At 65.9% G+C, this 21,736-nt stretch carries 19 protein-coding genes; 15 read left to right on the plus strand and 4 right to left on the minus strand.

From position 1 onward, the window contains the following. Window positions 1–157: 157 nt before the first annotated feature. From rpsT to Q376_RS0104850, 9 genes are all read left to right on the plus strand, one after another. Window positions 158–424, plus strand: a complete 267-nt coding sequence (gene rpsT / locus Q376_RS0104810; protein ID WP_027349355.1) for a 30S ribosomal protein S20 — start codon at window positions 158–160, stop codon at window positions 422–424. A 75-nt stretch (window positions 425–499) separates the two neighbouring features. Continuing rightward, window positions 500–2,050, plus strand: coding sequence for a murein biosynthesis integral membrane protein MurJ (gene murJ, locus Q376_RS0104815; protein ID WP_027349356.1), 1,551 nt, complete (start codon window positions 500–502; stop codon window positions 2,048–2,050). A gap of 118 nt (window positions 2,051–2,168) precedes the next feature. Further along, on the plus strand, window positions 2,169–3,218 hold the full coding sequence (gene ribF, locus Q376_RS0104820) for a bifunctional riboflavin kinase/FAD synthetase (RefSeq protein WP_027349357.1): 1,050 nt from the start codon (window positions 2,169–2,171) through the stop codon (window positions 3,216–3,218). 39 nt (window positions 3,219–3,257) lie between these two features. Beyond that, window positions 3,258–6,122: an isoleucine--tRNA ligase gene (ileS, locus tag Q376_RS0104825; RefSeq protein ID WP_027349358.1), complete on the plus strand. Its 2,865-nt coding sequence runs from the start codon at window positions 3,258–3,260 to the stop codon at window positions 6,120–6,122. Then, on the plus strand, window positions 6,115–6,645 hold the full coding sequence (lspA, locus tag Q376_RS0104830) for a signal peptidase II (protein WP_027349359.1): 531 nt from the start codon (window positions 6,115–6,117) through the stop codon (window positions 6,643–6,645). The genes ileS and lspA overlap by 8 nt, the downstream gene beginning before the upstream one ends. Then, the gene (gene fkpB / locus Q376_RS0104835; RefSeq protein ID WP_027349360.1) at window positions 6,642–7,106 is read left to right on the plus strand and encodes an FKBP-type peptidyl-prolyl cis-trans isomerase; all 465 of its coding nucleotides are present in this window, start codon (window positions 6,642–6,644) and stop codon (window positions 7,104–7,106) included. The genes lspA and fkpB overlap by 4 nt, the downstream gene beginning before the upstream one ends. Window positions 7,107–7,244: 138 nt before the next feature. Beyond that, the gene (locus Q376_RS0104840) at window positions 7,245–7,628 is read left to right on the plus strand and encodes a hypothetical protein (RefSeq protein ID WP_027349361.1); all 384 of its coding nucleotides are present in this window, start codon (window positions 7,245–7,247) and stop codon (window positions 7,626–7,628) included. Then, window positions 7,625–8,419: a PilW family protein gene (locus Q376_RS0104845; protein WP_027349362.1), complete on the plus strand. Its 795-nt coding sequence runs from the start codon at window positions 7,625–7,627 to the stop codon at window positions 8,417–8,419. The genes Q376_RS0104840 and Q376_RS0104845 overlap by 4 nt, the downstream gene beginning before the upstream one ends. Then, entirely contained in the window at window positions 8,416–8,862 is a 447-nt protein-coding gene (locus tag Q376_RS0104850) for a hypothetical protein (protein ID WP_027349363.1), read from the plus strand. Before Q376_RS0104845 ends, Q376_RS0104850 begins: the two co-directional genes overlap by 4 nt. Here Q376_RS0104850 and Q376_RS0104855 read toward each other — a convergent pair. Both Q376_RS0104855 and Q376_RS25025 read right to left on the minus strand, forming a co-directional pair. Next, window positions 8,841–9,329 carry a GspH/FimT family pseudopilin gene (locus Q376_RS0104855; protein WP_162177880.1) on the minus strand — a complete coding sequence of 163 codons (489 nt, stop codon included), beginning with the start codon at window positions 9,327–9,329 and terminating at the stop codon, window positions 8,841–8,843. The two genes, Q376_RS0104850 and Q376_RS0104855, sit on opposite strands and share 22 nt — an antisense overlap. Before the next feature lie 67 nt (window positions 9,330–9,396). After that, a complete protein-coding gene (locus Q376_RS25025) occupies window positions 9,397–9,639 on the minus strand; it encodes a PP0621 family protein (RefSeq protein ID WP_043446290.1) in 243 nt (80 codons plus the stop codon). A gap of 204 nt (window positions 9,640–9,843) precedes the next feature. Between Q376_RS25025 and Q376_RS0104865 the strand changes: the two genes are divergently transcribed. Then, a complete protein-coding gene (locus Q376_RS0104865) occupies window positions 9,844–11,496 on the plus strand; it encodes an NAD+ synthase (RefSeq protein ID WP_027349365.1) in 1,653 nt (550 codons plus the stop codon). Window positions 11,497–11,553: 57 nt separating this feature from the next. Here Q376_RS0104865 and Q376_RS0104870 read toward each other — a convergent pair whose 3' ends face one another. Then, complete coding sequence (locus Q376_RS0104870; protein ID WP_027349366.1) at window positions 11,554–12,357, minus strand: outer membrane protein assembly factor BamD; 804 nt, start codon at window positions 12,355–12,357, stop codon at window positions 11,554–11,556. 228 nt (window positions 12,358–12,585) lie between these two features. On the opposite strand from Q376_RS0104870, the gene rluD reads away from it, so the two are divergent. The 3 genes from rluD to clpB all read left to right on the plus strand — a co-directional run bounded on the left by rluD (window position 12,586) and on the right by clpB (window position 17,142). Then, the gene (gene rluD / locus Q376_RS0104875; protein WP_027349367.1) at window positions 12,586–13,542 is read left to right on the plus strand and encodes a 23S rRNA pseudouridine(1911/1915/1917) synthase RluD; all 957 of its coding nucleotides are present in this window, start codon (window positions 12,586–12,588) and stop codon (window positions 13,540–13,542) included. Window positions 13,543–13,574: 32 nt separating this feature from the next. Then, window positions 13,575–14,360 (plus strand): peptidoglycan editing factor PgeF, encoded by a 786-nt coding sequence (gene pgeF, locus Q376_RS0104880; protein WP_052364955.1) that lies wholly within the window; start codon window positions 13,575–13,577, stop codon window positions 14,358–14,360. Window positions 14,361–14,565: 205 nt separating this feature from the next. After that, window positions 14,566–17,142 carry an ATP-dependent chaperone ClpB gene (gene clpB, locus Q376_RS0104885; protein ID WP_027349369.1) on the plus strand — a complete coding sequence of 859 codons (2,577 nt, stop codon included), beginning with the start codon at window positions 14,566–14,568 and terminating at the stop codon, window positions 17,140–17,142. Window positions 17,143–17,217: 75 nt separating this feature from the next. On the opposite strand, the gene treA is transcribed toward clpB, so the two are convergent. Continuing rightward, window positions 17,218–18,801, minus strand: a complete 1,584-nt coding sequence (gene treA, locus Q376_RS0104890) for an alpha,alpha-trehalase TreA (protein ID WP_043446294.1) — start codon at window positions 18,799–18,801, stop codon at window positions 17,218–17,220. A gap of 653 nt (window positions 18,802–19,454) precedes the next feature. Between treA and Q376_RS0104895 the strand changes: the two genes are divergently transcribed. After that, window positions 19,455–21,188 carry an acetolactate synthase 3 large subunit gene (locus tag Q376_RS0104895; protein ID WP_027349371.1) on the plus strand — a complete coding sequence of 578 codons (1,734 nt, stop codon included), beginning with the start codon at window positions 19,455–19,457 and terminating at the stop codon, window positions 21,186–21,188. After that, window positions 21,188–21,679: an acetolactate synthase small subunit gene (ilvN, locus tag Q376_RS0104900; protein ID WP_027349372.1), complete on the plus strand. Its 492-nt coding sequence runs from the start codon at window positions 21,188–21,190 to the stop codon at window positions 21,677–21,679. Before Q376_RS0104895 ends, ilvN begins: the two co-directional genes overlap by 1 nt. Window positions 21,680–21,736: the final 57 nt, after the last annotated feature.

The raw sequence follows: 21,736 nt of genomic DNA on the forward strand, positions 1-21,736 counted from the left end.
TCTCAGACATGGCCCGTACGACCATGGGTCTTCGCATCCGAGAACCCGCGGTCGTAACGAAGCCCGGCTCGTGCAGGCATCAGCGTCATTTGCCTCTAGCCGGGCATAATCACGAACTATCCGTTAATCAACTGTCGATATCTCCAGGGAGTAGACGGTGGCGAATTCCAAGCAAGCCCGTAAGCGCGCACGTCAGTCCGAAGCGCGTCGCGTCCTCAAGTCCAGCCAGCGCTCGATGGCACGTACCTTCGTCAAGCGCGTGCTGAAAGCGATCCAGACCGGCGACCACAGCGCCGCGATGACCGAGTTCAAGAAAGCGCAGCCGGTCATCGACCGCATCGCCGACAAGAACGTGATCGCGAAGAAAAAGGCCGCTCGCATCAAGAGCCGCCTCAACGCGCGAATTAAAAGCCTGGCTGCCTAAGCCGGTCAGGTGCTGTAGAAAAAACCGGCTTCGGCCGGTTTTTTTGTGTTCGTAACGTGAGCGAGAACGGAGCGAATGAAGGAACGCAAGGTGGCGGGGCTGCTCAGGTCTGGCGCGGTGGTCGGCGCGATGACCATGATCTCGCGCGTGCTGGGAATGGTACGCGACGTGATGATCGCATCGCTGCTTGGCGCCGGCGGAGGCGCGGATGCGTTCTTCGTCGCCTTCCGCATCCCCAACCTGCTGCGCCGGCTGTTCGCCGAAGGTGCGTTCAACCAGGCCTTCGTTCCGGTGCTTTCCGAATACGCGACCAAGGATGACCCACGCGAAACGCGTCGGTTGCTCGACGCCACCGCGGGCAGCCTGGCGATGGTCCTGACCCTGATCACGCTGGTCGCGGTGCTGCTTTCGCCCTGGCTGGTATGGATCTTCGCTCCCGGCTTCTCGAGCGATGCAGGCAAGCTCGCGCTCACCTCTGACATGCTGAGGATCACCTTCCCCTATCTGCTGCTGATCTCGCTGACCGCTTTCTGCAGCGCAGTGCTCAATAGCTGGAACCGCTTTGCGATTCCCGCGCTGACCCCGGTATTCCTCAATCTGACGATGATCGCGGCGGTGCTGTGGCTCTCTCCGCGCCTCGAGGTGCCGGCGATGGGGCTTGCCTGGGGGGTGCTCGCCGCAGGGGTGATCCAGCTGGGTTTCCAGCTGCCATTCCTCGGCCGGCTGGGGCTGTTGCCGCGCCCCAAGCCGGATTTCAGCCACCCCGGGGTGAGGCGTATCCTCAAGCTGATGGGACCTGCGCTGTTCGGCGTCTCCGTGGCGCAGATCAACATGCTGCTGAACACCATCCTGGCGTCGTTCCTGGTCACCGGCAGCGTGTCCTGGCTTTACTACTCCGACCGGCTGGTCGAACTGCCGATCGGCATCTTCGGCGTCGCCATCGCCACTGTGATCCTGCCCGCGCTCTCCCGGCGGCATGCCAGCCAGAGTACCGAGCACTTCTCCCGGATGCTCGATTGGGCGCTGCGCATGGTGCTGATCATCAGCCTGCCCGCGGCGCTGGCGATCTTCCTGCTCGCCGAGCCCTTGCTGGTGACGCTGTTCCACTACGGCGCGATGACCGACCACGATATCGAGATGACCGCGCGCAGCCTCAGGGCATTGGCTTTCGGGGTGATCGCCTACATGTTGATCAAGGTGCTCGCGCCCGGCTTCTATGCGCGCCAGGATACTCGCACCCCGGTGCGCATCGGGGTGATCGCGATGGCCGCCAACATGGCCTTCAACCTGGTGCTGGTCTGGCCGCTGGCCCATGCGGGGCTGGCGCTTGCCACTGCGCTTGCGGCCTATGTCAACGCCGGGCTGCTGGCGCGCGGCCTGTTGCGCCAGGGCGTGCTGGTGGTTCAGCCGGGCTGGCGGCGCTTCTGGCTGCAGGTCGGGGGTGGCTGCGGGCTGCTTGGCGCGGGGCTCTGGTGGCTGGTGCCGCCATTGCAGCAGTGGCTCGCCTGGGGAGTGCTCGAGCGTGCAGGCGTGATGAGCGCGGTGATCGTCGCGTCGATAGCCGTCTACTTCGCCTGGCTGGCGCTCACCGGCATGCGCCTTGCCCACTTCAGGATGCGCGGATGAGTGCCCACGCGGCCTGCGCCGCGGCGTCCGGTCCATACCCCTGGGCTCGGTTATACTCGGGGTGCCTGCCGACATTCGCGCGGCGCGGCGCCACGTATCGCCAACGGGATGATCTCGCATGGAACTGATCAGAGGACTGCACAACCTTCGCCAACGCCACCGTGGCTGCGTTGCGACCATCGGCAACTTCGATGGGGTGCACCGTGGCCACCGCGCGATCCTCGACCAGCTGCGTCGGCACGCCAACGGTGAAGGGCTGGCGTTGACCGTGGTGCTGTTCGAGCCCCAGCCGCGCGAGTACTTCGCCGGTACCCAGGCGCCGCCGCGCCTGACTCGGTTGAGGGAGAAGCTGCGGCTGCTCGCCGAGCAGGGTGTCGAGCAGGTGCTCTGCCTGCCGTTCAATCAGCGGCTGCGCGAACTCTCGGGGCGTGACTTCATCGAGCGGGTGCTGGTCGAGGGGTTGGATGTGCGTCATCTGGTGGTCGGCGACGATTTCCGCTTCGGCTGCGACCGTGCCGGCGACTTCGCCCTGCTCGAAGCGCTCGGTCGCGAGCATGGCTACAGCGTCGAGCACACCCATGCTTTCCAGCTTGCCGACGAGCGGGTCTCCAGCAGCCGGGTGCGAACGCTGCTGGCCTCCGGCAACTTCCTCCAGGCCGCCTATCTGCTGGGACGCCCCTATCGTTTCGAGGGTCGCGTGGTCGCCGACCGCCAGCTTGGCCGCACCTTGGGCGTTCCCACCGCCAACCTGCCGCTGCCCGAAGGACCGCTGGTGCTGCGCGGCGTCTACGCGGTGATGGTGGCGCGCGAGAGTGGCGAACTGCTGCCGGGCGCGGCGAATTTCGGCTGGCGACCGACGGTCGGCAGTCAGCGCCCGGTACTCGAGGTTCACCTGATCGACTTTTCGGGCGATCTCTACGGCGAGCGGCTGACCGTGCTGCCCTGCGTCAGGCTGCGTGGAGAGCTCGTCTTCGACGGGCTGGAGGCGCTGCGCACCCAGCTGCATCGCGACGTGGCGGTGAGTCGTGATTACCTGAGCCAAGCGGCGGATCCCGACACCTTCGTGGAGGCCTACTACGCGGGGCGGCCGCTCAAGCTCGCCACTGCGCCGCTCTCTCCGCCGAGCAATGCGAATACGCCTTCGAGCGCGGGCGTCGACCAACGCTGACGCGTTTTTTCTTATCATCCTGAGTCCTACGAGCAGGCCATGAGCGATCGACAGCACGACTACAAGCACACCTTGAACCTGCCGAGCACCGATTTTCCGATGCGCGGCAACCTGCCGAGTCAGGAGCCCAAGCGACTCGCCCAGTGGACCGACATGGGGCTGTACGCCAAGCTCCGCGAGGTTCGTGCCGGCCGCGAGCGCTTCGTGCTCCACGATGGTCCTCCCTATGCCAATGGGAGCATCCATATCGGCCACGCGGTGAACAAGATCCTCAAGGACATCATCGTCAAGTCGAAGAGCATGGCGGGGTTCGATGCACCCTACGTGCCGGGCTGGGACTGCCACGGCCTGCCGATCGAGCACAAGGTCGAGACCACCCACGGCAAGCATCTTCCCGCTGCGCGCGCGCGCGAGCTTTGTCGCGCCTACGCCGCGGAGCAGATCGAGGGCCAGAAGGCCGACTTCATCAGGCTGGGCGTGCTGGGCGATTGGGACAACCCCTACCGCACCATGGACTTCGCCAACGAGGCGGGCGAAATCCGGGCGCTGGCGAAGATCGTCGAGCGCGGCTTCGTGTTCAAGGGGCTCAAGCCGGTCAACTGGTGCTTCGACTGCGCCTCGGCACTGGCCGAGGCCGAGGTCGAGTACCAGGACAAGGAGTCCGATGCGATCGACGTGGCCTTCCCGGTCGTCGATCCGCTGCGCTTGGCGGCCGCTTTCGGTGTCGACGCACTGGCCAAGCCGGCCGCGGTGGTGATCTGGACCACCACGCCTTGGACCATTCCGGCCAACCAGGCGCTCAACGTCCATCCTGACTTCACCTATGCGCTGGTGGACGTCGGCGAGCGCCTGCTGCTGCTGGCCGAGGAGCTGGTCGGAAGCTGCCTCGAGCGCTACGGTCTCGACGGCGAAATCATCGCCCGAGCGCCAGGCACCGCGCTGGAGCTGATCGAGTTCCACCATCCGCTGGCCGGTATCGATCCAGGATACGACCGCACTGCGCCGATCTACCTCGCCGACTACGTCGAACTCGGCGCCGGCTCTGGGGTGGTCCACTCGGCGCCGGCCTATGGCGAGGACGACTTCTACTCCTGCCGCCGCCATGGGATGAGCTTCGATGAGATCCTGAGCCCGGTGCAGGCCAACGGGGTCTATGCCGAATCCCTGCCGCTGTTCGGCGGCCAGTTCATCTGGAAGGCCAATCCCCGGGTCATCGCCGCGCTGGACGATGCAGGGCAATTGCTCGCCCATCAACGCATCACTCACAGCTACATGCACTGCTGGCGACACAAGTCGCCTTTGATCTACCGCGCTACCGCGCAGTGGTTCGTGAGCATGGACAAGCCCTGCGCCGACGGCCGCAGCCTGCGCGAACTGGCGCTCGAGGGCATCGATGGCACGCGTTTCTATCCGGCCTGGGGCCAGGCCAGGCTGCACGGCATGATCGAGACCCGGCCCGACTGGTGCATCTCGCGCCAGCGCAACTGGGGCGTGCCGATTCCGTTCTTCCTCCATCGTGAGAGCGGCGAGCTGCATCCGCGCACCGTCGAGCTGATGGAGGAGGTCGCCCAGCGGGTCGAGCGCGAAGGCATCGAGGCCTGGTTCAAGCTCGATCCCGTCGAGCTCCTGGGCGCGCAGGCGTCCGACTACGAGAAGGTGCTCGACACCCTAGACGTCTGGTTCGACTCCGGCACCACCCACTACCATGTGCTGCGTGGTTCGCACCCGTTGGCCCATGCCGAAGGCCCGGCGGCGGATATCTACCTCGAAGGCTCGGACCAGCACCGCGGCTGGTTCCACTCTTCGCTGCTCACCGGCTCGGCGATCGACGGCCACCCGCCGTATCGAGCGCTGCTGACCCACGGCTTCACGGTCGATGCCCAAGGACGCAAGATGTCCAAGTCGGTCGGCAACGTGGTCGCTCCGCAGCAGGTCATGGACAAGCTCGGGGCCGACATCCTGCGGCTGTGGGTCGCTTCGACCGATTACTCAGGCGAGATGGCGGTCTCCGATGAAATCTTGAAGCGTACCGCCGACGCCTATCGGCGCATTCGCAACACCGCCCGCTTCATGCTCGCCAACCTGACCGGTTTCGATCCCGCGCGCGATATCGTCGAGCCGGAGCGGATGATCGCACTGGACCGCTGGGCGGTGGATCGCGCCGCCCAGCTCCAGGCGCGGGTGGAGAAGGCCTATACCGAGTATCGCTTCCTCGACGTCTACCAGCAGTTACTGAGCTTCTGCTCGAGGGACATGGGCAGCTTCTATCTCGATGTGATCAAGGACCGCCAGTACACCACCCAGGCGGATTCGCTGCCGCGGCGCAGCTGCCAGACCGCGCTCTATCACATCGCCCGGGCGCTCAGTCGCTGGATCGCGCCGATCCTCTCCTTCACCGCCGAGGAGATCCACGAGAACCTGCCGGGTGAAGGCGCCGAGAGCGTGCTGCTCGAGGAGTACTATCGCGAACTCGTCGAGCTGCCGCAGGACTTCGCCTATGGCCGCGCCTTCTGGGATCGGGTGATGGAGGTCAAGCACGCGGTCAACAAGTGCCTCGAAGCCGCGCGTGGCGAAGGCCTAGTCAAGGGGTCACTGGATACCGAGGTGACGCTTTATGTGGACGAGGCGCTGCACTCGCTGCTCGCTCGCCTGGATCACGAGCTGCGCTTCGTGCTGATCACCTCCGAGGCTCGGCTGGAGCCGCTCGATCAGGCGGGTGAGGATGCGGCCGAGACCGAGATCGATGGCCTCAGGGTCAAGGTGATCGCAAGCCCGTGGCCTAAGTGCGAGCGCAGCTGGGAGCGGCGCCCCGACGTAGGCACCCATCCGGAGCACCCGACGCTCTGCGAGCGCAGCATTCTCAACCTGCCGGGCGGTCCGGGCGAGGTACGGCGCTATGCCTGATCTCGATAAGCATTCCTTAGCGCCGATGCGCGCTCCGCTGCGCTGGCTGTGGCTGGCACTGGCGGTGATCGTGGTCGATCTCGGCACCAAGGCACTGGCCTCGAGCCTGCTCGTCTATGCCCAGCCGGTGGTGGTGATCGAGGGATTCTTCGACCTGACGCTTTTACATAACTACGGCGCCGCGTTCAGCTTTCTCGCCGACCACTCCGGCTGGCAGCGCTGGCTGTTCGCCCTGATCGCGATCGGCGCGGCGGTGGGGCTGAGCATATGGATGTCGCGGCTCAAGCAGGGCGAAACCCTGGTGGCGGTGGCGCTGGCGTTGATCATCGGCGGTGCGGTCGGCAATCTGTTCGATCGCATGGTGCACGGCTACGTGGTCGACTTTTTCTCGTTCCACTGGCGCAGGGCCTATTACTACCCGGCATTCAACATCGCCGACAGCGCGATCTGCGTCGGCGCGGTCGGGTTGATCTGGGATGCGCTGCGCGGTCGTCGCGGCCGGCAAGAGGAGGGGCAGTCATGAGTGGAATCGAGCACGATCTTACCCGGATCGGCGAGGGCACCTCGGTGGTGCTCCATTTCACCCTGATGCTCGAGGATGGCACCGTGGTCGATTCGACCCGCGACGGTCGTCCCGCCGAGTTCGACTTCGGTGACGGCAACCTGCCCCCAGGTTTCGAGCAGCCGCTCAGGGGGCTGGGTAGCGGCGAGAGTGGTCGTTTCGAGGTCATCCCCGAGCACGCCTTCGGCCAGTACAATCCGCAGAACGTGCAGATGCTCGATCGTAGCGCCTTCGATGCCTCGATCGAGCTCGAAACGGGCACCGTGGTCTCGTTCTCCGAGCCGGGGGGCGGTGAGCTGCCCGGAGTGATCAAGACGGTCGAAGGGGATCGGATCGAGGTCGATTTCAATCATCCGCTCGCCGGACGCACCCTGCTGTTCGACGTCGAGGTGCTCGAGGTTCGCCCGCTGACCACCCACTGAGCATCTTCCCGCCGAAGCCTTCGATTCTAGCTGCGCCCCTCGGCGCAGCTTTTCGTTTGATTCCTTACGACTCAAACCGTTGCCTGCCTGGCCGATGGCTATCTCGAGTGGCGCTGCCGCGCCGCCAGGGAGCCTTGCATGCGCGATTTCTTGATATCCGATGCTGCCGGTCGCCAGCGCGGTGCCTCGCTGATCGAGGCGCTCGCGGCGGTGGCGATCGCCGCTGTCGGCGTCACAGCGCTGGTAGCCGCGCTAGAGGCGGCGCTCGGACGTGGGCAGCTGCTGCGCGAGCGCAGCCTGGGCACCTCGGCGATCGGGATGCTGCTCGAGGCCCAGCGTGGAGTACCCGCATCATCGGTCACCCCTGCGCCATTGGGCGGCGGGGTGACGCTCTGTCGGCGTGCCGATGACGGCGTGATGCTCGTCTGGCTGGTGTGGCCGAGAAGGCCCGGCTTGGCACCGCCGGCCTGCAGCGAGGGAGAGCCAGCCGGGGCGATCGGGCTTTCGGGGGCCGCGCCTTGAGCGATCAACACGGCTTCTCCCTGGTCGAGACCCTTGCGGCGCTCGCGATCGGTGCGCTGCTGGTGGCCACGCTGCTCGAGGCACACGCCGTGATGCAGCAGCGAGTCCGTTACGAAGCGGCACGCTGGCAGGCCTTCGAGCGGGTCAGAGTCGCTGCCCTGCTGCTCGAGGACGAACTGCGCCTGGCCGGTTTCTGGGGTGGGATACCCGCTGACCGAAGCACTGCCATGCCGGCGGCAGTGACGGGAGGCGGCGGCCGGGTGGTCTGCCGGGGCTCACCCTGTGCGATGCCGGGAGAAGACCGGTTGGCGCCGGCGGGCGGTAGGGAAAGCGCGCTGATCGTGCGCTTCGCGCGCGCCGGCGGTGATCCGATGGCCGCGGGACTGCCGCTACTTTTCGCCGAGGCCCAGGGCGCGCAGTGGCATCACTACGCCGCTGGTTACTACCTCGATGGCGATGGGCCCGGGCTCTATCTGCGCATTGCCGGGCGAACCCTGGCGCAGGAGATGGTTCGTGGGATCACAGGACTTCACTGTGAGTATGGGATGGCAGACGACGCGAACGGCCAGTCCTTCGCTTTCGTCGCCGCCGAGCGGGTGAATGACTGGCGAAGGGCGGTGGCGGTGCGCTGTACGCTGCGGGCGGTGAGTGATCCGCTGGGCTTCGCCGGTGGCGGCATCGATCAGGTCGAAGCCGAGCGCAGCCTGCTGGTGGTGCTGCGCAACCCGTTGGATCAGCATCTCGCGGCGAGCAGGCTCGAGGCGCTCTCGATCTTCGAGGAGCGCGAGTGAGCGTCGCGTCGCGCCAGTCGGGCATCGTGCTGCCCATGGTGCTGGTATTGCTGATGACCTTGTCGCCGCTGCTCGATGCCTTGATCCAACGCCTGGAGCGGGAGCCGCCCGCGCTGTGGGCAGAGCAGCTTCGCCTCGAACGACTGGCCCTGCTCGAGCGCGAGATGGATGCCGCCTGGCGGCGGCTGGGAGAAAGCGATGCGGGCTACGGACGTTGGCAGCGGCTCGATGAGGGCGGGCAGACGGTGATCGCAGTGGTACCGCTCGGGCCCGAGCGGCGCTGCGAAGGACTCGAGCGCCCGCGCTGCAGAGAGATCGAGATTTCCATCGAGTATCGGGACGAGGGCGGTCTCTTCTCCAGGCTGGTACGCGGTGGCGTGGTGGTCGAGTCGCCCGATAGCGGACGCTTGCTGCTGCCGGGCTACTGGGCGCTGCAGCGCTGATCGCGCTCGACCCAGTCCATGCGCGGTCTGCCTACGCGGTTGAGTACCAGCTGCCAGCCTTGGCGCAGTGGCGTGCAGAGTGTGAAGGTGGCATTGAGCACGCTCGCGGCCGGGTGTGCGCTGAAATCGAGCGCGGTCGCCGGACCATGGAGGGTAATGCGCGCTCGGGGGGTGAAGGCGCTGATCATTTGCCCCGAAACCGGGTCAAGCAGCAGTGCGCCTCGCTCCCAGCGCTCTGCGCAGCGCTCGGCATCGGCGCTGGCGCAGAGCCGAAGCCTGCGTCCCTCGAGCAGGCTTTGCAGCCGGGCGCGCTCGATCAGGCCCGCCAGTGCCTGACGGTCGGCCTCGGCATGCCGGGCATCGAGCCAGCGACGGGCGCCATCGACGGCGTACAGCGCGGTCGCCGAGGCAAGGGTCAGGGCCAGCAGCAGCGATGGCAGGCTCGCGCCCGCGTCAGGAGTCGGCATGATGGGTTCGCGATAGCGGTCGGATATCGTCTCCATCGGCACCGACGAGGCAGGATTGAACGCGACCTCAGTGCCTGCGCGGTGGCTTTGGCCCGAGTCGCGCATGCTCGGAGTTGCAGTAGTAGTGATGCGAAGCATCCGCTGCCCGTACCGCCTCGCTGGCAGGCAGGTGCAGGCCGCAGTGGGAGCAGCGAATCGAGGCAATGCTGCGCGGCGCCCTGGTCTCGGCGCGTGACTGGAGTCGGCGATAGTGACGGTAGCACCGGTAGAGCAGGTAGATCAGTGCGGCCAGGATCAGCAGGCGCAGCATCGGGCGGCACTCCTTGAAAGTGATACGGCGGTTTTGACAGCGTCGTGGCAAAGATCACAATAAGAGCAAAGTAGCGCCGCGATGCGCGGTTACTATACCAACACAAGGTCGTTGACGGGATGTCGTCGGCAACGTCGTTGACAAACCGCGTCAGGGAATCTCGACGCGATGAAAGCGCTCCCGGCGAGCGGCACGAGGACTAAAATGCGGCAACTGATCACAGTGATGGCCCAGTGCGACCCGCTGGTCGGCGACATCGAAGGCAACGCCGTGCGGGCGGTGGAGGCGGTGCGAGAGGCGAGCATCGAGCATCATGCCGACGTCGTGGTGTTCCCCGAGCTGTTCCTGGTCGGCTACTCGCCGGAGGACCTGCTGCTGCGCGAGGCGCTCGAAGCCCGCGTGAGCAAGGCCCGCGCGCTGATGGCAAGCCGCATGGTGCCGGGGGTGCTGGTGGTGATCGGCTATCCAGGCCTGCGTGGGAGCCGGCTTTACAATCTCGCCGGAGCGCTGCGCGACGGCGAGTGGATCGCCGAGTACGCCAAGCAGGCGCTGCCCAACTATGGCGTGTTCGACGAACGGCGCTACTTTGCGACGGGCGATGCGCTTTGTGTGGTCGAGCACCAGGGCGTTCGCCTCGGGCTTTCGATCTGCGAGGACCTGTGGCTCGCCGAGCCGGCCGCCGGCTATGCCGGCCGAGTCGACCTGCTGCTCTCGCTCAATTGCTCCCCCTGGCATCTCGGCAAGCTCGACGAGCGTATCGAGGTGATCAGCGAGCGTGCACGCGCGATCTCGACCCCGATCGCCTATGTCCATCAGGTGGGCGGACAGGACGATCTGGTCTTCGACGGCGCCTCGTTCGCCTTGGATCGCGATGGCAGGCTTCAGGTCCAGGCGCCGGCATGGGAAGAGGGGCTGATGCCGCTGCGGCTGGTCGATGAGGGGAGCGGCTGGCAGCTGGCGCCCGGTGAGCGAGCGCGGATCGCACAGGACGAAGAGTCCCTCTACTGCGCATTGGTGGTGGGCCTGCGTGAATACGTGCGCAAGAGCGGTTTCGCCGGTGTGGTGCTGGGGCTCTCCGGTGGCATCGACTCGGCGCTGTCGCTCGCGGTCGCGGTGGATGCGCTCGGCGCTGAGCGGGTCAGGGCGGTGATGATGCCGTATCGCTATACCGCCGATATGTCGCGCGACGATGCGGCGACGCAGGCGCGTGGCCTCGGTGTCGCCTTCGAGGAGCTGCCGATCGGTGCAGCGGTGGAGGCACTCGATGCGATCCTCGGCGAGAGCTTCGCCCCGCTCGGGCCGCCTTCGGCCCAGGACGTCACCGAGCAGAATCTCCAGGCTCGGGTGCGCGGTACCCTTTTGATGGCTCTGGCCAACCGTCGTGGGCTGATGGTGCTGACCACTGGCAACAAGAGCGAGATGGCGGTTGGCTACGCCACGCTGTACGGCGACATGGTCGGTGGCTACAGCGTGCTCAAGGATCTCTACAAGACCCAGGTCTATCGCCTCGCGCGCTGGCGTAACGCCCAGGACGAGAACGGTGCGCCAGTGATCCAGCCGAGGGTGATCGAGCGCGCGCCCTCGGCGGAACTCGCCGAAGGGCAGCTGGACAGTGATTCGTTGCCGGACTATCCGACGCTGGATGCGATCCTCGTGCGCTACATCGAGCAGGACCAGAGCCTGGAGGCGATCGTCGCCGAAGGGTTCGAACGCGAGGCGGTCGAGCGAGTGGTGGCGCTGGTCGATCGCAATGAATTCAAGCGCCGTCAATCCGCGCCGGGGGTGCGAGTCTCCAAGCGCGCCTTCGGGCGTGAGCGGCGCTACCCGATCGTCAACGGTTGGAAGCCGGGGGATTGAGCCTGCGACTTCGTCCCGGCGGCCGTCGGACGCCGGGACGAGGTGGTCTGCAAGTGCTCAGCCTTCGAGCGAAAGGCTGCCGCCCACGTAGCGCGGCTGGAAGGTCTGGCCATTGAGGCGTGAGTAGTCCGGCGCATTGTGGATCAGGATCGCGAGGGTCTCACGCGCGCGATCGATCATGCCCAGCCCCATGTAGCCCTCGATCATCGCGGCGAGGGCGTCGTCGCTGCCCTGCGCCTGCGGGTAGTGCTCGATCACCCAGCGCCCACGCTCGACCGCTGCCACGTAGGCCTGCTTGCGCAGGTAGAAGTCAGCGACCTGCAGCTCGCTGCGCGCGAGCACGTTGCGCAGATAGATGATCCGCTGGCGCGCATCGGCGGCGTAGGGGCTATCGGGGAAGCGGCGCACCACCTCGCCAAGGTCAGCGTAGGCGTCGCGGGTGGAGCCTAGGTCGCGCTTGGAGATGTCGATCAGGTCGAGGCCCTCGAGGCTGAACCGTCCCGCCTGCCAGGCGGCCAGTCCGCGCATGTAGTAAGCGTAATCGACCTGGGGGTGGTCCGGGTGCAGGCGGATGAACCGGGTCGAGGCGGCGCGCGCCGATTCCCAGTTGCTGATCTGGTAGTAGCCGTAGATCAGCTCGAGCTGCGCCTGCTGGGCGTAGTCGCCGAACGGGTAGCGGCTGTCGAGGGTTTCGAGCTGGGTCACCGCGGCGGAGTAGCGGCCATTGTCCAGGGACTGCTGCGCCTGCTGGTAGAGCTGCTGCTCTGGCACGTCGGGGATCGAATCCTGGGTGTCGCTGCTGGCGCAACCGACCAGCATGGCGGCGGCCAGCGCGAGAGCACTCAGTTGAAAGGCGCGCATCATCTTCCTCGTGTCGGGCAAACCGCGGCGCACATGATAGAATTCGCCGCCGCTGTACATCATCGGGATTGCCGCGCGAGCGGGAAAACCGGCCTCTGCCGGCTTCTCCTGCGCGGAAAGCCGCCCCACTATAAAACACCGTGCGACGTTAGAACACCGTCCCGCTTCGACGCGGATGCCGGTGATACGCCCAGCCGCCGTTTGTCGAGCCAGGAGTTGCCCCAGCCCATGCCCGAGCGAATCGAACAGCAGTACATCATCCCCGAGGAGCTCAGCGGGCTGCGTGTCGACCAGGCCGCCGCCCAGCTGTTCGGAGATTTTTCTCGCGAACGCCTCAAGGCCTGGATCGGCGAAGGGGCTTTGACCCTCGATGGCGAGGCGGTCAAGCCGCGCGCCAAGGTGCTGCGCGGCCAGCTCCTGACGCTGTCCGCCGAACTGGAGCCCGCCGGCGACTGGGAGGCGCAGGACATCGCGCTCGAGATCCTGTTCGAGGATGAAGAGCTGCTGGTGATCGACAAACCGGCCGGCCTGGTGGTCCATCCCGCCGCCGGCAATCCCGACGGCACCCTGCTCAACGCCTTGCTCCATCACCTGCCGGAGCAGATCCAACTGGCGCGGGCGGGGATCGTCCATCGGCTCGACAAGGACACCAGCGGGCTGATGGTGGTGGCGAAGAGCCTGCTCGCTCAGCGTTCGCTGATCGAGCAGCTCAAGGACAGGAGCGTGTCGCGCGAGTACGATGCAGTGGTGGTCGGTACGCCGATCTCCGGTGGCCGGGTGGACGCACCGATCGGTCGCCATCCCAGGGACCGCAAGCGCCAGGCGGTGGTGGCGGGCGGCAAACCGGCGGTGACCCATTATCGGGTGGTGGAGCGCTATCGCGCCCACGCCCTGGTGCGCTGCAAGCTCGAGACCGGCCGTACCCACCAGATTCGTGTGCACATGGCGCATCGGCAGCTGCCGCTGGTCGGTGACCCGGTCTACGGCGGGCGGCTCAAGTTCCCCGCGGGCGCCTCCGAGGTGCTCAAGGAGCGGCTTCGCGGCTTCTCGCGCCAGGCCCTGCACGCGCGCCGATTGAGCATCCGGCATCCGGCGAGCGGCGAGACGCTGCGTTTCGAGGCGTCGCCGCCGGCGGATCTGCAAGACCTGATCGCCGCGCTCCGCGAGGACGCCGGCATCGTTTGAGCCCAGCGAGCGACCTGCAAACGAGGACCAGGATGATCAAAAGCGCCGTGTCGCATCAATTCGACCAGAGCGAGCCACGCATGCTCGTGCCCGACTGGCCCGCGCCGAGCACCGTGGGCGCCTTCGTCACCACGCGAGAGTTGGGTCCGAGCGCTCCACCGTTCGACGCTTTCAATGTCGCCGCCCACGTTGGCGACGACCCCGACACCGTCCAGGCCTGTCGGCGGGCTTTGTCACTGCGGATCAACGACCCCCGGCCGCTGCTCTGGCTCGAGCAGACCCACGGCTGCGAGGTGGCGACGAAGCTGCCGCCGGCAGGCGCCGCGCCACCGAAGGCCGATGCCGCTGTGGCGTTCGACCATGGCCACGCATGCGTAGTGATGACCGCAGACTGCCTGCCGGTGTTCTTCTGCGATCGCGCGGGCACTCGAGTGGGCGTCGCCCACGCCGGCTGGCGCGGGCTCGCCGGCGGAGTGCTCGAGGCCACCGTGGCGGCGCTCGGCTGCCATCCTTCCGATCTGCTTGCCTGGCTGGGGCCTGCGATCTCCAACGCCCAGTACGAAGTCGGCCGGGAGGTGTTCGATGCCTTCGTCGCGCAGGACGCCGAGGCCGAGACCGCCTTCGAGGTCAGTCCGTACCGGCTCGAGCACTACATGGCCGATCTCTACCGGCTGGCGCGGCTGCGCCTCGAGCGACTCGGGCTCGAATCGATCGGTGGCGGACACTTCTGCACCGCTTCGGATGCGCGTTTCTATTCATGGCGGCGCGACGATGGCCAGACCGGGCGCATGGCCAGCGTGATCTGGCTCAAGGGCTGAGTCCGCATCGAAAAATCCATCCTGCGGCGTTTTGTCAACCCCTCGCCGCTTGAAACTTCCCCGCTCGCCCTCATCATGGTTTCTGTCACTTCCAGGACCCGGCCCGCGCCGGGCCGAATCCCCGCTTCGCACCGCTGACGGTCCGCTCATCCCGAACTAAGCTTCGGATCAGCGCGATACGCCCAGGTGCCAAGGAGAAACCCGTATGAGAATGGATCGCCTCACCACTAAATTGCAGAGCGCGCTGGCCGATGCCCAGTCGCGCGCGGTCGGGCTGGGTCACAACGAACTCCAGCCGGTGCACCTGCTGCTGGCGCTGCTCGACGAGCGCGACGGCGGCTTTCGTGCGCTGGTGCAGAAAGCCGGCGGCGATCCCGCGCGGCTCAAGCAGGCGCTGGCCCATCAGCTCGAGGAGCTGCCTACGCTCAAGCAGTTCGATGGCAACGTTTCGATGAGCCAGGAGCTGGCCAAGCTGCTCAACCTCACCGACCGTGAGGCGCAGAGCCGCAATGACCAGTTCATCGCCAGCGAGCTCGTCCTGCTCGCCGCGCTCGAAGCGGGGGGCGCGGTGGGGCGGGCGCTGAGTGACGCGGGATTGAGCAAGCAGAACGTGCGCGCGGCGATCGACTCCCTGCGCGGCGGGGCCAGCGTCGACGATGCTGGCGCCGAAGAAAAGCGCGAGGCGCTCGACAAGTACACCATGGACCTCACCGCCCGCGCGGCGAGCGGCAAGCTCGATCCGGTGATCGGTCGCGATGACGAGATTCGCCGCACCATCCAGGTACTGCAGCGCAGGACCAAGAACAACCCGGTGCTGATCGGCGAGCCCGGCGTGGGCAAGACCGCCATCGTCGAAGGGTTGGCCCAGCGGATCATCAACGGGGAGGTGCCCGAGTCGCTCAAGGACAAGCGAGTCCTCTCGCTCGATCTCGGCGCGCTGCTGGCCGGAGCCAAGTTCCGTGGCGACTTCGAGGAGCGGCTCAAGGCGGTGCTCAACGAGCTGGCCAAGGAAGAGGGCCGGGTGATCCTGTTCATCGATGAGCTGCACACCATGGTTGGCGCGGGCAAGGCCGATGGGGCGATGGACGCCGGCAACATGTTGAAACCCGCGCTGGCGCGCGGCGAGCTGCACTGCGTCGGGGCGACCACGCTGGACGAGTATCGCCAGTACATCGAGAAAGACGCCGCGCTCGAGCGCCGCTTCCAGAAGGTGCTGGTCGACGAGCCCTCCGAGGAGGACACCATCGCGATCCTCCGCGGGCTCAAGGAGCGCTACGAGGTCCACCATGGGGTCGATATCACCGACGGCGCGATCATCGCCGCGGCGAAGCTCTCGACCCGTTACATCACCGACCGCCAGCTGCCCGACAAAGCGATCGACCTGATCGACGAGGCGGCCTCGCGGATTCGCATGGAGATGGACTCCAAGCCCGAGGCGATGGATCGCCTCGAGCGTCGGTTGATCCAGCTCAAGATCGAGCGCGAGGCGCTGAAGAAGGAGACCGACGAGCCGACGCGCAAGCGTCTCGAGCTGCTCGAGGAGCAGATCCAGGAGCTCGGCCGTGAGTACGCCGACCTCGAGGAGGTGTGGAAGGCCGAGAAGGCGAGCCTGCAGGGCGCGGCCCAGTTCAAATCAGAGCTCGAGCAGGCGCGTATCGATCTCGAGGCTGCCCGGCGGGCCGGCGACCTGGGTCGGATGTCCGAGCTCCAGTATGGGGTGATTCCGACGCTCGAGCAGAAGATCAGCGAGGCTGGCGAGGCCGAGAAGACCCCGCTCAAGCTCCTGCGCGCCAACGTCACCGAAGAGGAGATCGCCGAGGTGGTCTCGCGCTGGACCGGCATCCCGGTGTCGAAGATGCTCGAGGGTGAACGCGACAAGCTGCTGCGGATGGAAGAGGCGCTGCACCAGCGGGTGGTCGGCCAGGAGGAGGCGGTCGAGGCGGTCTCCAACGCGGTGCGCCGCTCGCGCGCCGGGATCGGCGACCCCAATCGTCCCAACGGGTCGTTCCTGTTCCTCGGCCCGACCGGGGTCGGCAAGACCGAGCTGTGCAAGGCGCTGGCCGCGTTTCTATTCGATACCGAAGAGGCGATGGTCAGGATCGACATGTCCGAGTTCATGGAGAAACACTCGGTGTCGCGGCTGATCGGGGCGCCTCCGGGCTATGTCGGGTACGAGGAGGGTGGCTATCTCACCGAAGCGGTCAGGCGTAAACCCTACTCTGTGCTGCTGCTCGACGAGGTAGAAAAGGCCCATCCGGACGTGTTCAACATCCTGCTCCAGGTGCTCGAGGACGGCCGCCTGACCGATGGGCAGGGTCGCACGGTCGATTTCCGCAACACCGTGGTGGTGATGACCTCGAACCTCGGCTCCGACGTGATCCAGCGCTTCGCCGGGCAGGAAGAGCAGTATGCCGAGATGAAGAGTGCGGTGATGGACGTGGTCGGGCTGCACTTCCGTCCCGAGCTGATCAACCGCATCGATGAGGTGGTTGTGTTCCACCCGCTCGGCCAGGAGCAGATCCAGCGGATCGCCTCGATCCAGCTCGAGCGCCTGCGTGGCCGGCTCAAGGAGCGCGATATCGGGCTCGAGGTCTCCGATGCGGCGATGGCCCAGCTCGCAGTGGTCGGCTTCGACCCGGTCTATGGCGCCCGGCCGCTCAAACGAGCGATCCAGACCCGGCTCGAGAATCCGCTGGCCCAGGCGCTGCTCTCCGGGCGCTTCGGTCCCGGCGATACGATCAAGGTGGATGCCGAGGAAGGGCAGCTGACGCTGCTCAAGTAGGGCTGGAAACGCGGCGTGAAGGCCCCTGGACGATGATCGTCCAGGGGCCTTCGTCTTTCTGCGCCGCCGACTGACTCAGGCGCAGTGGCCCGGGTGGTGTTCGGGATAGAGGGCCAGCAGCGCACTGAGCACGCCGTTGGTCCAGCCGAAGCCGTCCTGGGCGGGATACTCGCCGCCGCTGGCGGTGCCGCCGGTGACGACATCGTATTTTTCGATCAGCTTGCGTCGGCGGTAGTAGTAATCGACGTTGCAGCCGATCCAGCGCCGCGCGATCTCGGCCGCCAGGTCGTGCTCGCCATAGTGGCGCAGACCGATGACCGAGACCCATTGCAGCGGCGCCCAGCCGTTGGGTGCGTCCCACTGCTGGCCCGAGCGTATCGCGGTGGTCAGCAGGCCTCCGTCGGCGAGCAGCCGCGCCTCCAAGGTGGCCGCGGTGGCGCGCGCCTGGTCGGGCGTGGCGATCGCATAGTAGAGCGGATAGCAGCAGGCGGCGCTGAGTACGCCGGTGAGCTGGCACTCCCGCCAGAGCAGATCGCCGAAGACCCCCTGTTCCTCGTCCCAGAAATGGGCCAGCAGCGCATTGCGGCGCTGGATATGGCGCTCATGGTAGAACTCGGCGCGGTGGGCATGGCCGAGGCTTTCATGGATCTTGTAGAGCGTCGCTTCCAGATGATGGATCAGGCAGTTGAGATCGATCGGTGCGATCGCGGTGGTGCGGATCGTCGATAGCCGGTGATCGTCGGTCAGCCAGCGCGAAGTGAAGTCCCAGCCGCTCTCGCAGCCCGCGCGCAGATCGCGCCAGACCTGGCGCTCGTCTCGCTTTGGCGCCTCGTGGGCGGTCTCCAAATCCTCTCGGTAGGATTCGGGGCGCGGTTTGTCGGCATCGTCCCAATAGCGGTTGAGCAGCGCGCCGTCTGCGAGCCGCACCACCCGTCGGTGCGCTTCGCCCGGCGGCAGGTCGTCGGCGCCATCCATCCAGTAGGCGTACTCCGCTTCCAGCTGAGGCAGATAGAGGCGATAGGTCTCGGCTCCGTCGATCAGCGCGAGCAGGTCGACCATGTCGGCGAAGTAGGGCGGCTGCGAACGGCTGAGGAAGTAGTTGCGGTTGCCGTTGGGAATATGGCCGAACTCATCGATCAGGTAGGCGAAGTTGTTCACCATGTCGCGAATTAGGTCGAAGCGTGCGCTCTCCTGCAGGCCGAGAATGGTGAAGTAGGAATCCCAGTAGTAGATCTCATTGAACCGCCCGCCGGGCACCACGAAAGGGTAGGGCAGCTGCAGCCTCGAGGAGTAAGGGTTGTCGCTGGCCTGGGGGCGCCGGGTGAGGACGCCCCAGAGGGTGTCGATGTGGCTATTGATGCAGTCTTCGCCGAGGCGATCGCCCTGCTGGTGGCTGAGCTCGACATCCTCGGCATCCTGAGGGGCGAAGTGGGTCTCGACGAAGCTACCAAGGGCCTCGTCGCTGGGCGAGCCGGCGGCCTGCAGCCGGGAGAACTCACGCAGCACCGCCTCTGGTGCGCCACGGGGGACCAGGTCGACGAAGGTCTTGCTGTCTTCGAACAGGCCGCGCCGTTGGACCTCGATGAACAGCTCGCCCCACAGCTCGTCGGGGGGCGGCGGAACGTTGGGAAGTTCCAGCTGCGTCGCTGCATCGATCATGGCTATCCTCCAGGCGCGAAAGCGGGCTCGGGCGCTCGCTGTTCACGCCCGAGCCATCATCTTAGCGCGTAGTACGAGAACGCTTCGACCAAAGTCAGGACCGGCAAGCGTCCGCTCAGCGGGGAGGGTCGATCCCGAGCCGGGAAAGGGAATATTGTTTTGCAATATAATGCCTGGTTTTCATTGTATGGGGGATAATGTTTCCTTTTTTTGCGTTTTATTTGGGTAATCGTGCTTATGTTGTGCGCTTGGCGCGCTATATGTTGACACTTCCTTTGCGGTCGTAGAGTCTAGCAGCCTCCTGATTGCGAGCATGCTTGGCGAGCGGGCAATCCCCCCGCCAAGCATTGCAGCGGTTGACCGACCGTTCGCTCGTCAAAGGACCTATATCGGGCCACGGCGTCACCCGCCTTCCTCCCGAACAGCTCTCCCTCGGCCTTACGTACGAGAGAGCAGGCCCTACCGGGCCATGGGTGGCAAGCCGCGCGTCCCCAGTCTTGCGATGGCGGCACGCGCTCTTCCCCCACCCCAGGTCCAGCCATCGTGGCGATCAGGTGTCATGCGCCCAGGGCGTGTGACAGGCGGTCATCCGCCCTCGAACTCCGATGCGTACTGCATCGCGATTGCGATCGAGACCTCAAGAGGATTCATCCGTGGAATTGCTTTCCGGCGCAGACATGATCGCGCGCTTTCTGAAAGACGAAGGCGTCGAGTACATCTATGGCTATCCGGGTGGCGCAGCGCTTCACATCTACGATGCGCTGTTCCGTCAGGAAGCCGTCAAACACATCCTGGTTCGTCACGAACAGGCCGCCACCCACATGGCCGATGGCTACGCTCGCGCCACAGGCAAGCCCGGCGTGGTGCTGGTGACCTCAGGGCCCGGTGCGACCAATGCGGTAACCGGCATCGCCACCGCCTACATGGATTCGATCCCGATGGTAGTGCTGTGCGGCCAGGTCGCCAGCCACCTGATCGGCGAGGACGCCTTCCAGGAAACCGACATCATCGGCGTGACCCGGCCGATCGTGAAGCACAGCTTCTCGATCCGCCATCCCTCGGACATCCCCACGGTGCTGAAGAAGGCGTTCTATATCGCCGCTTCGGGCCGTCCGGGGCCGGTGGTGGTCGACATTCCCAAGGATATGACCGCGCCGACCGAGCGCTACGAGTACGTCTATCCGAAGAAGGTCAAGATACGCTCCTACAATCCGGCGTTCCGCGGCCATGGCGGGCAGATCAAGAAGGCGATCGAGCTGATCCTCGAGGCGCGCCGGCCGGTGGTGTTCGCGGGCGGTGGCGTGATCACCGGGGAGGCGAGCGATGCGCTCACCGACCTCGCCAAGCGCTTGGGGCTGCCGGTGATCACCTCGCTGATGGGGATTGGCGCCTATCCCCAGAACGATCGCCAGTGCCTCGGCTGGCCCGGGATGCACGGCAGCTTCGAAGCCAACCAGGCGATGCATCACGCGGACCTGATCTTCTGCGTGGGTGCGCGCTTCGACGACCGGGTGACCAATAACGTCGCCAAGTTCTGCCCGACCGCCAAGATCATCCACATCGACATCGATCCCAGCTCGATCTCCAAGACCGTGCCCACCGATGTACCGATCGTCGGTGCGGCTGCCAGCGTGCTCAACGAGATGCTCGGTCTGCTCGGCGATCGCGAGAAGGACGTCACCACGCGGGAGCAGCAGCTCGCGCCCTGGTGGGAGCGGATCGACGCCTGGCGTGCGAGCCGCGCTGGTCGGCTCTACGAGCCCGCGGCCCAGGGCGAGCTGCTCAAGCCCCAGCAGGTGGTCGAGGCGGTGCACCGTGCGACCCAGGGCGATGCCTTCGTCGCCACCGACGTCGGCCAGCACCAGATGTTCGCGGCCCAGTACTACAAGTTCAACAAGCCCCATCGGTTCATCACCTCAGGCGGTCTCGGCACCATGGGCTTCGGCCTGCCCGCGGCGATGGGTGTGAAGCTCAACTTTCCCGAGGAGCAGGTAGTGCTGTTCACCGGCGAGAGCAGCTTCCAGATGATGATGCAGGAGCTCTCCACCTGCCGGCAGTTCGGCATCGCGGTGAAGATCGTCAACCTGAACAACCAGTCGCTCGGCATGGTGCGGCAGTGGCAAGACCTCAACTACAAGGCTCGCCACGCCCAGTCCTACATGGAATCGCTGCCGGACTTCCACAAGCTGTTCGAGGCCTACGGCTTCAAGGCGATTACCGTGACCCGTGCAGAGGAGCTCGAGGGCGCGCTCGACGAGGCCTTCCGTGACACAAACGAGATGGTCTTCCTCGATATCCACGTCGACCCGCGCGAGCACGTCTACCCGATGCAGGTACCGCTCGGGGCGATGAACGACATGCTGCTGTCCAAGACGGAGAGAACCTGATGCGCCACATCATCTCGATTCTGCTTGAGAACGAGCCCGGCGCGCTCTCCCGTGTGGTCGGCCTGTTCTCGCAGCGCAACTTCAATATCGAAACCCTCAACGTAGCGCCGACCGAGGACGCCAGCCTTTCACGGCTGACCGTCACCACCAACGGCGACGAACGGATCATCGAGCAGATCACCAAGCACCTCAACAAGCTGATCGACGTGGTCAAGCTGGTCGACCTGACCGAGGGCGCCCACATCGAGCGCGAGTTGATGCTGGTCAAGCTCAAGGCGGTCGCCGGCGCACGCGAGGAGATCAAGCGCACCGTCGACATCTTCCGTGCGCAGATCGTCGACGTCACGCCCAGCGCCTACACGGTGCAGATCACCGGTGACGCGTCGAAGCTCGATGGCTTCCTCCAGGCGATCGGGCCGGCCTCGGTGCTCGAGGTGGTGCGCTCCGGTGTCTCCGGTATCTCGCGCGGCGAGAAGACCCTGAGCCTTTGACAACGCCATGGCGCCGCCGATGTGCGGCCGCGCCTACCCTTCATCATTAAGATTCAA

This window comes from Halotalea alkalilenta DSM 17697, from assembly GCF_000621205.1.
Classification (GTDB): domain Bacteria; phylum Pseudomonadota; class Gammaproteobacteria; order Pseudomonadales; family Halomonadaceae; genus Halotalea; species Halotalea alkalilenta.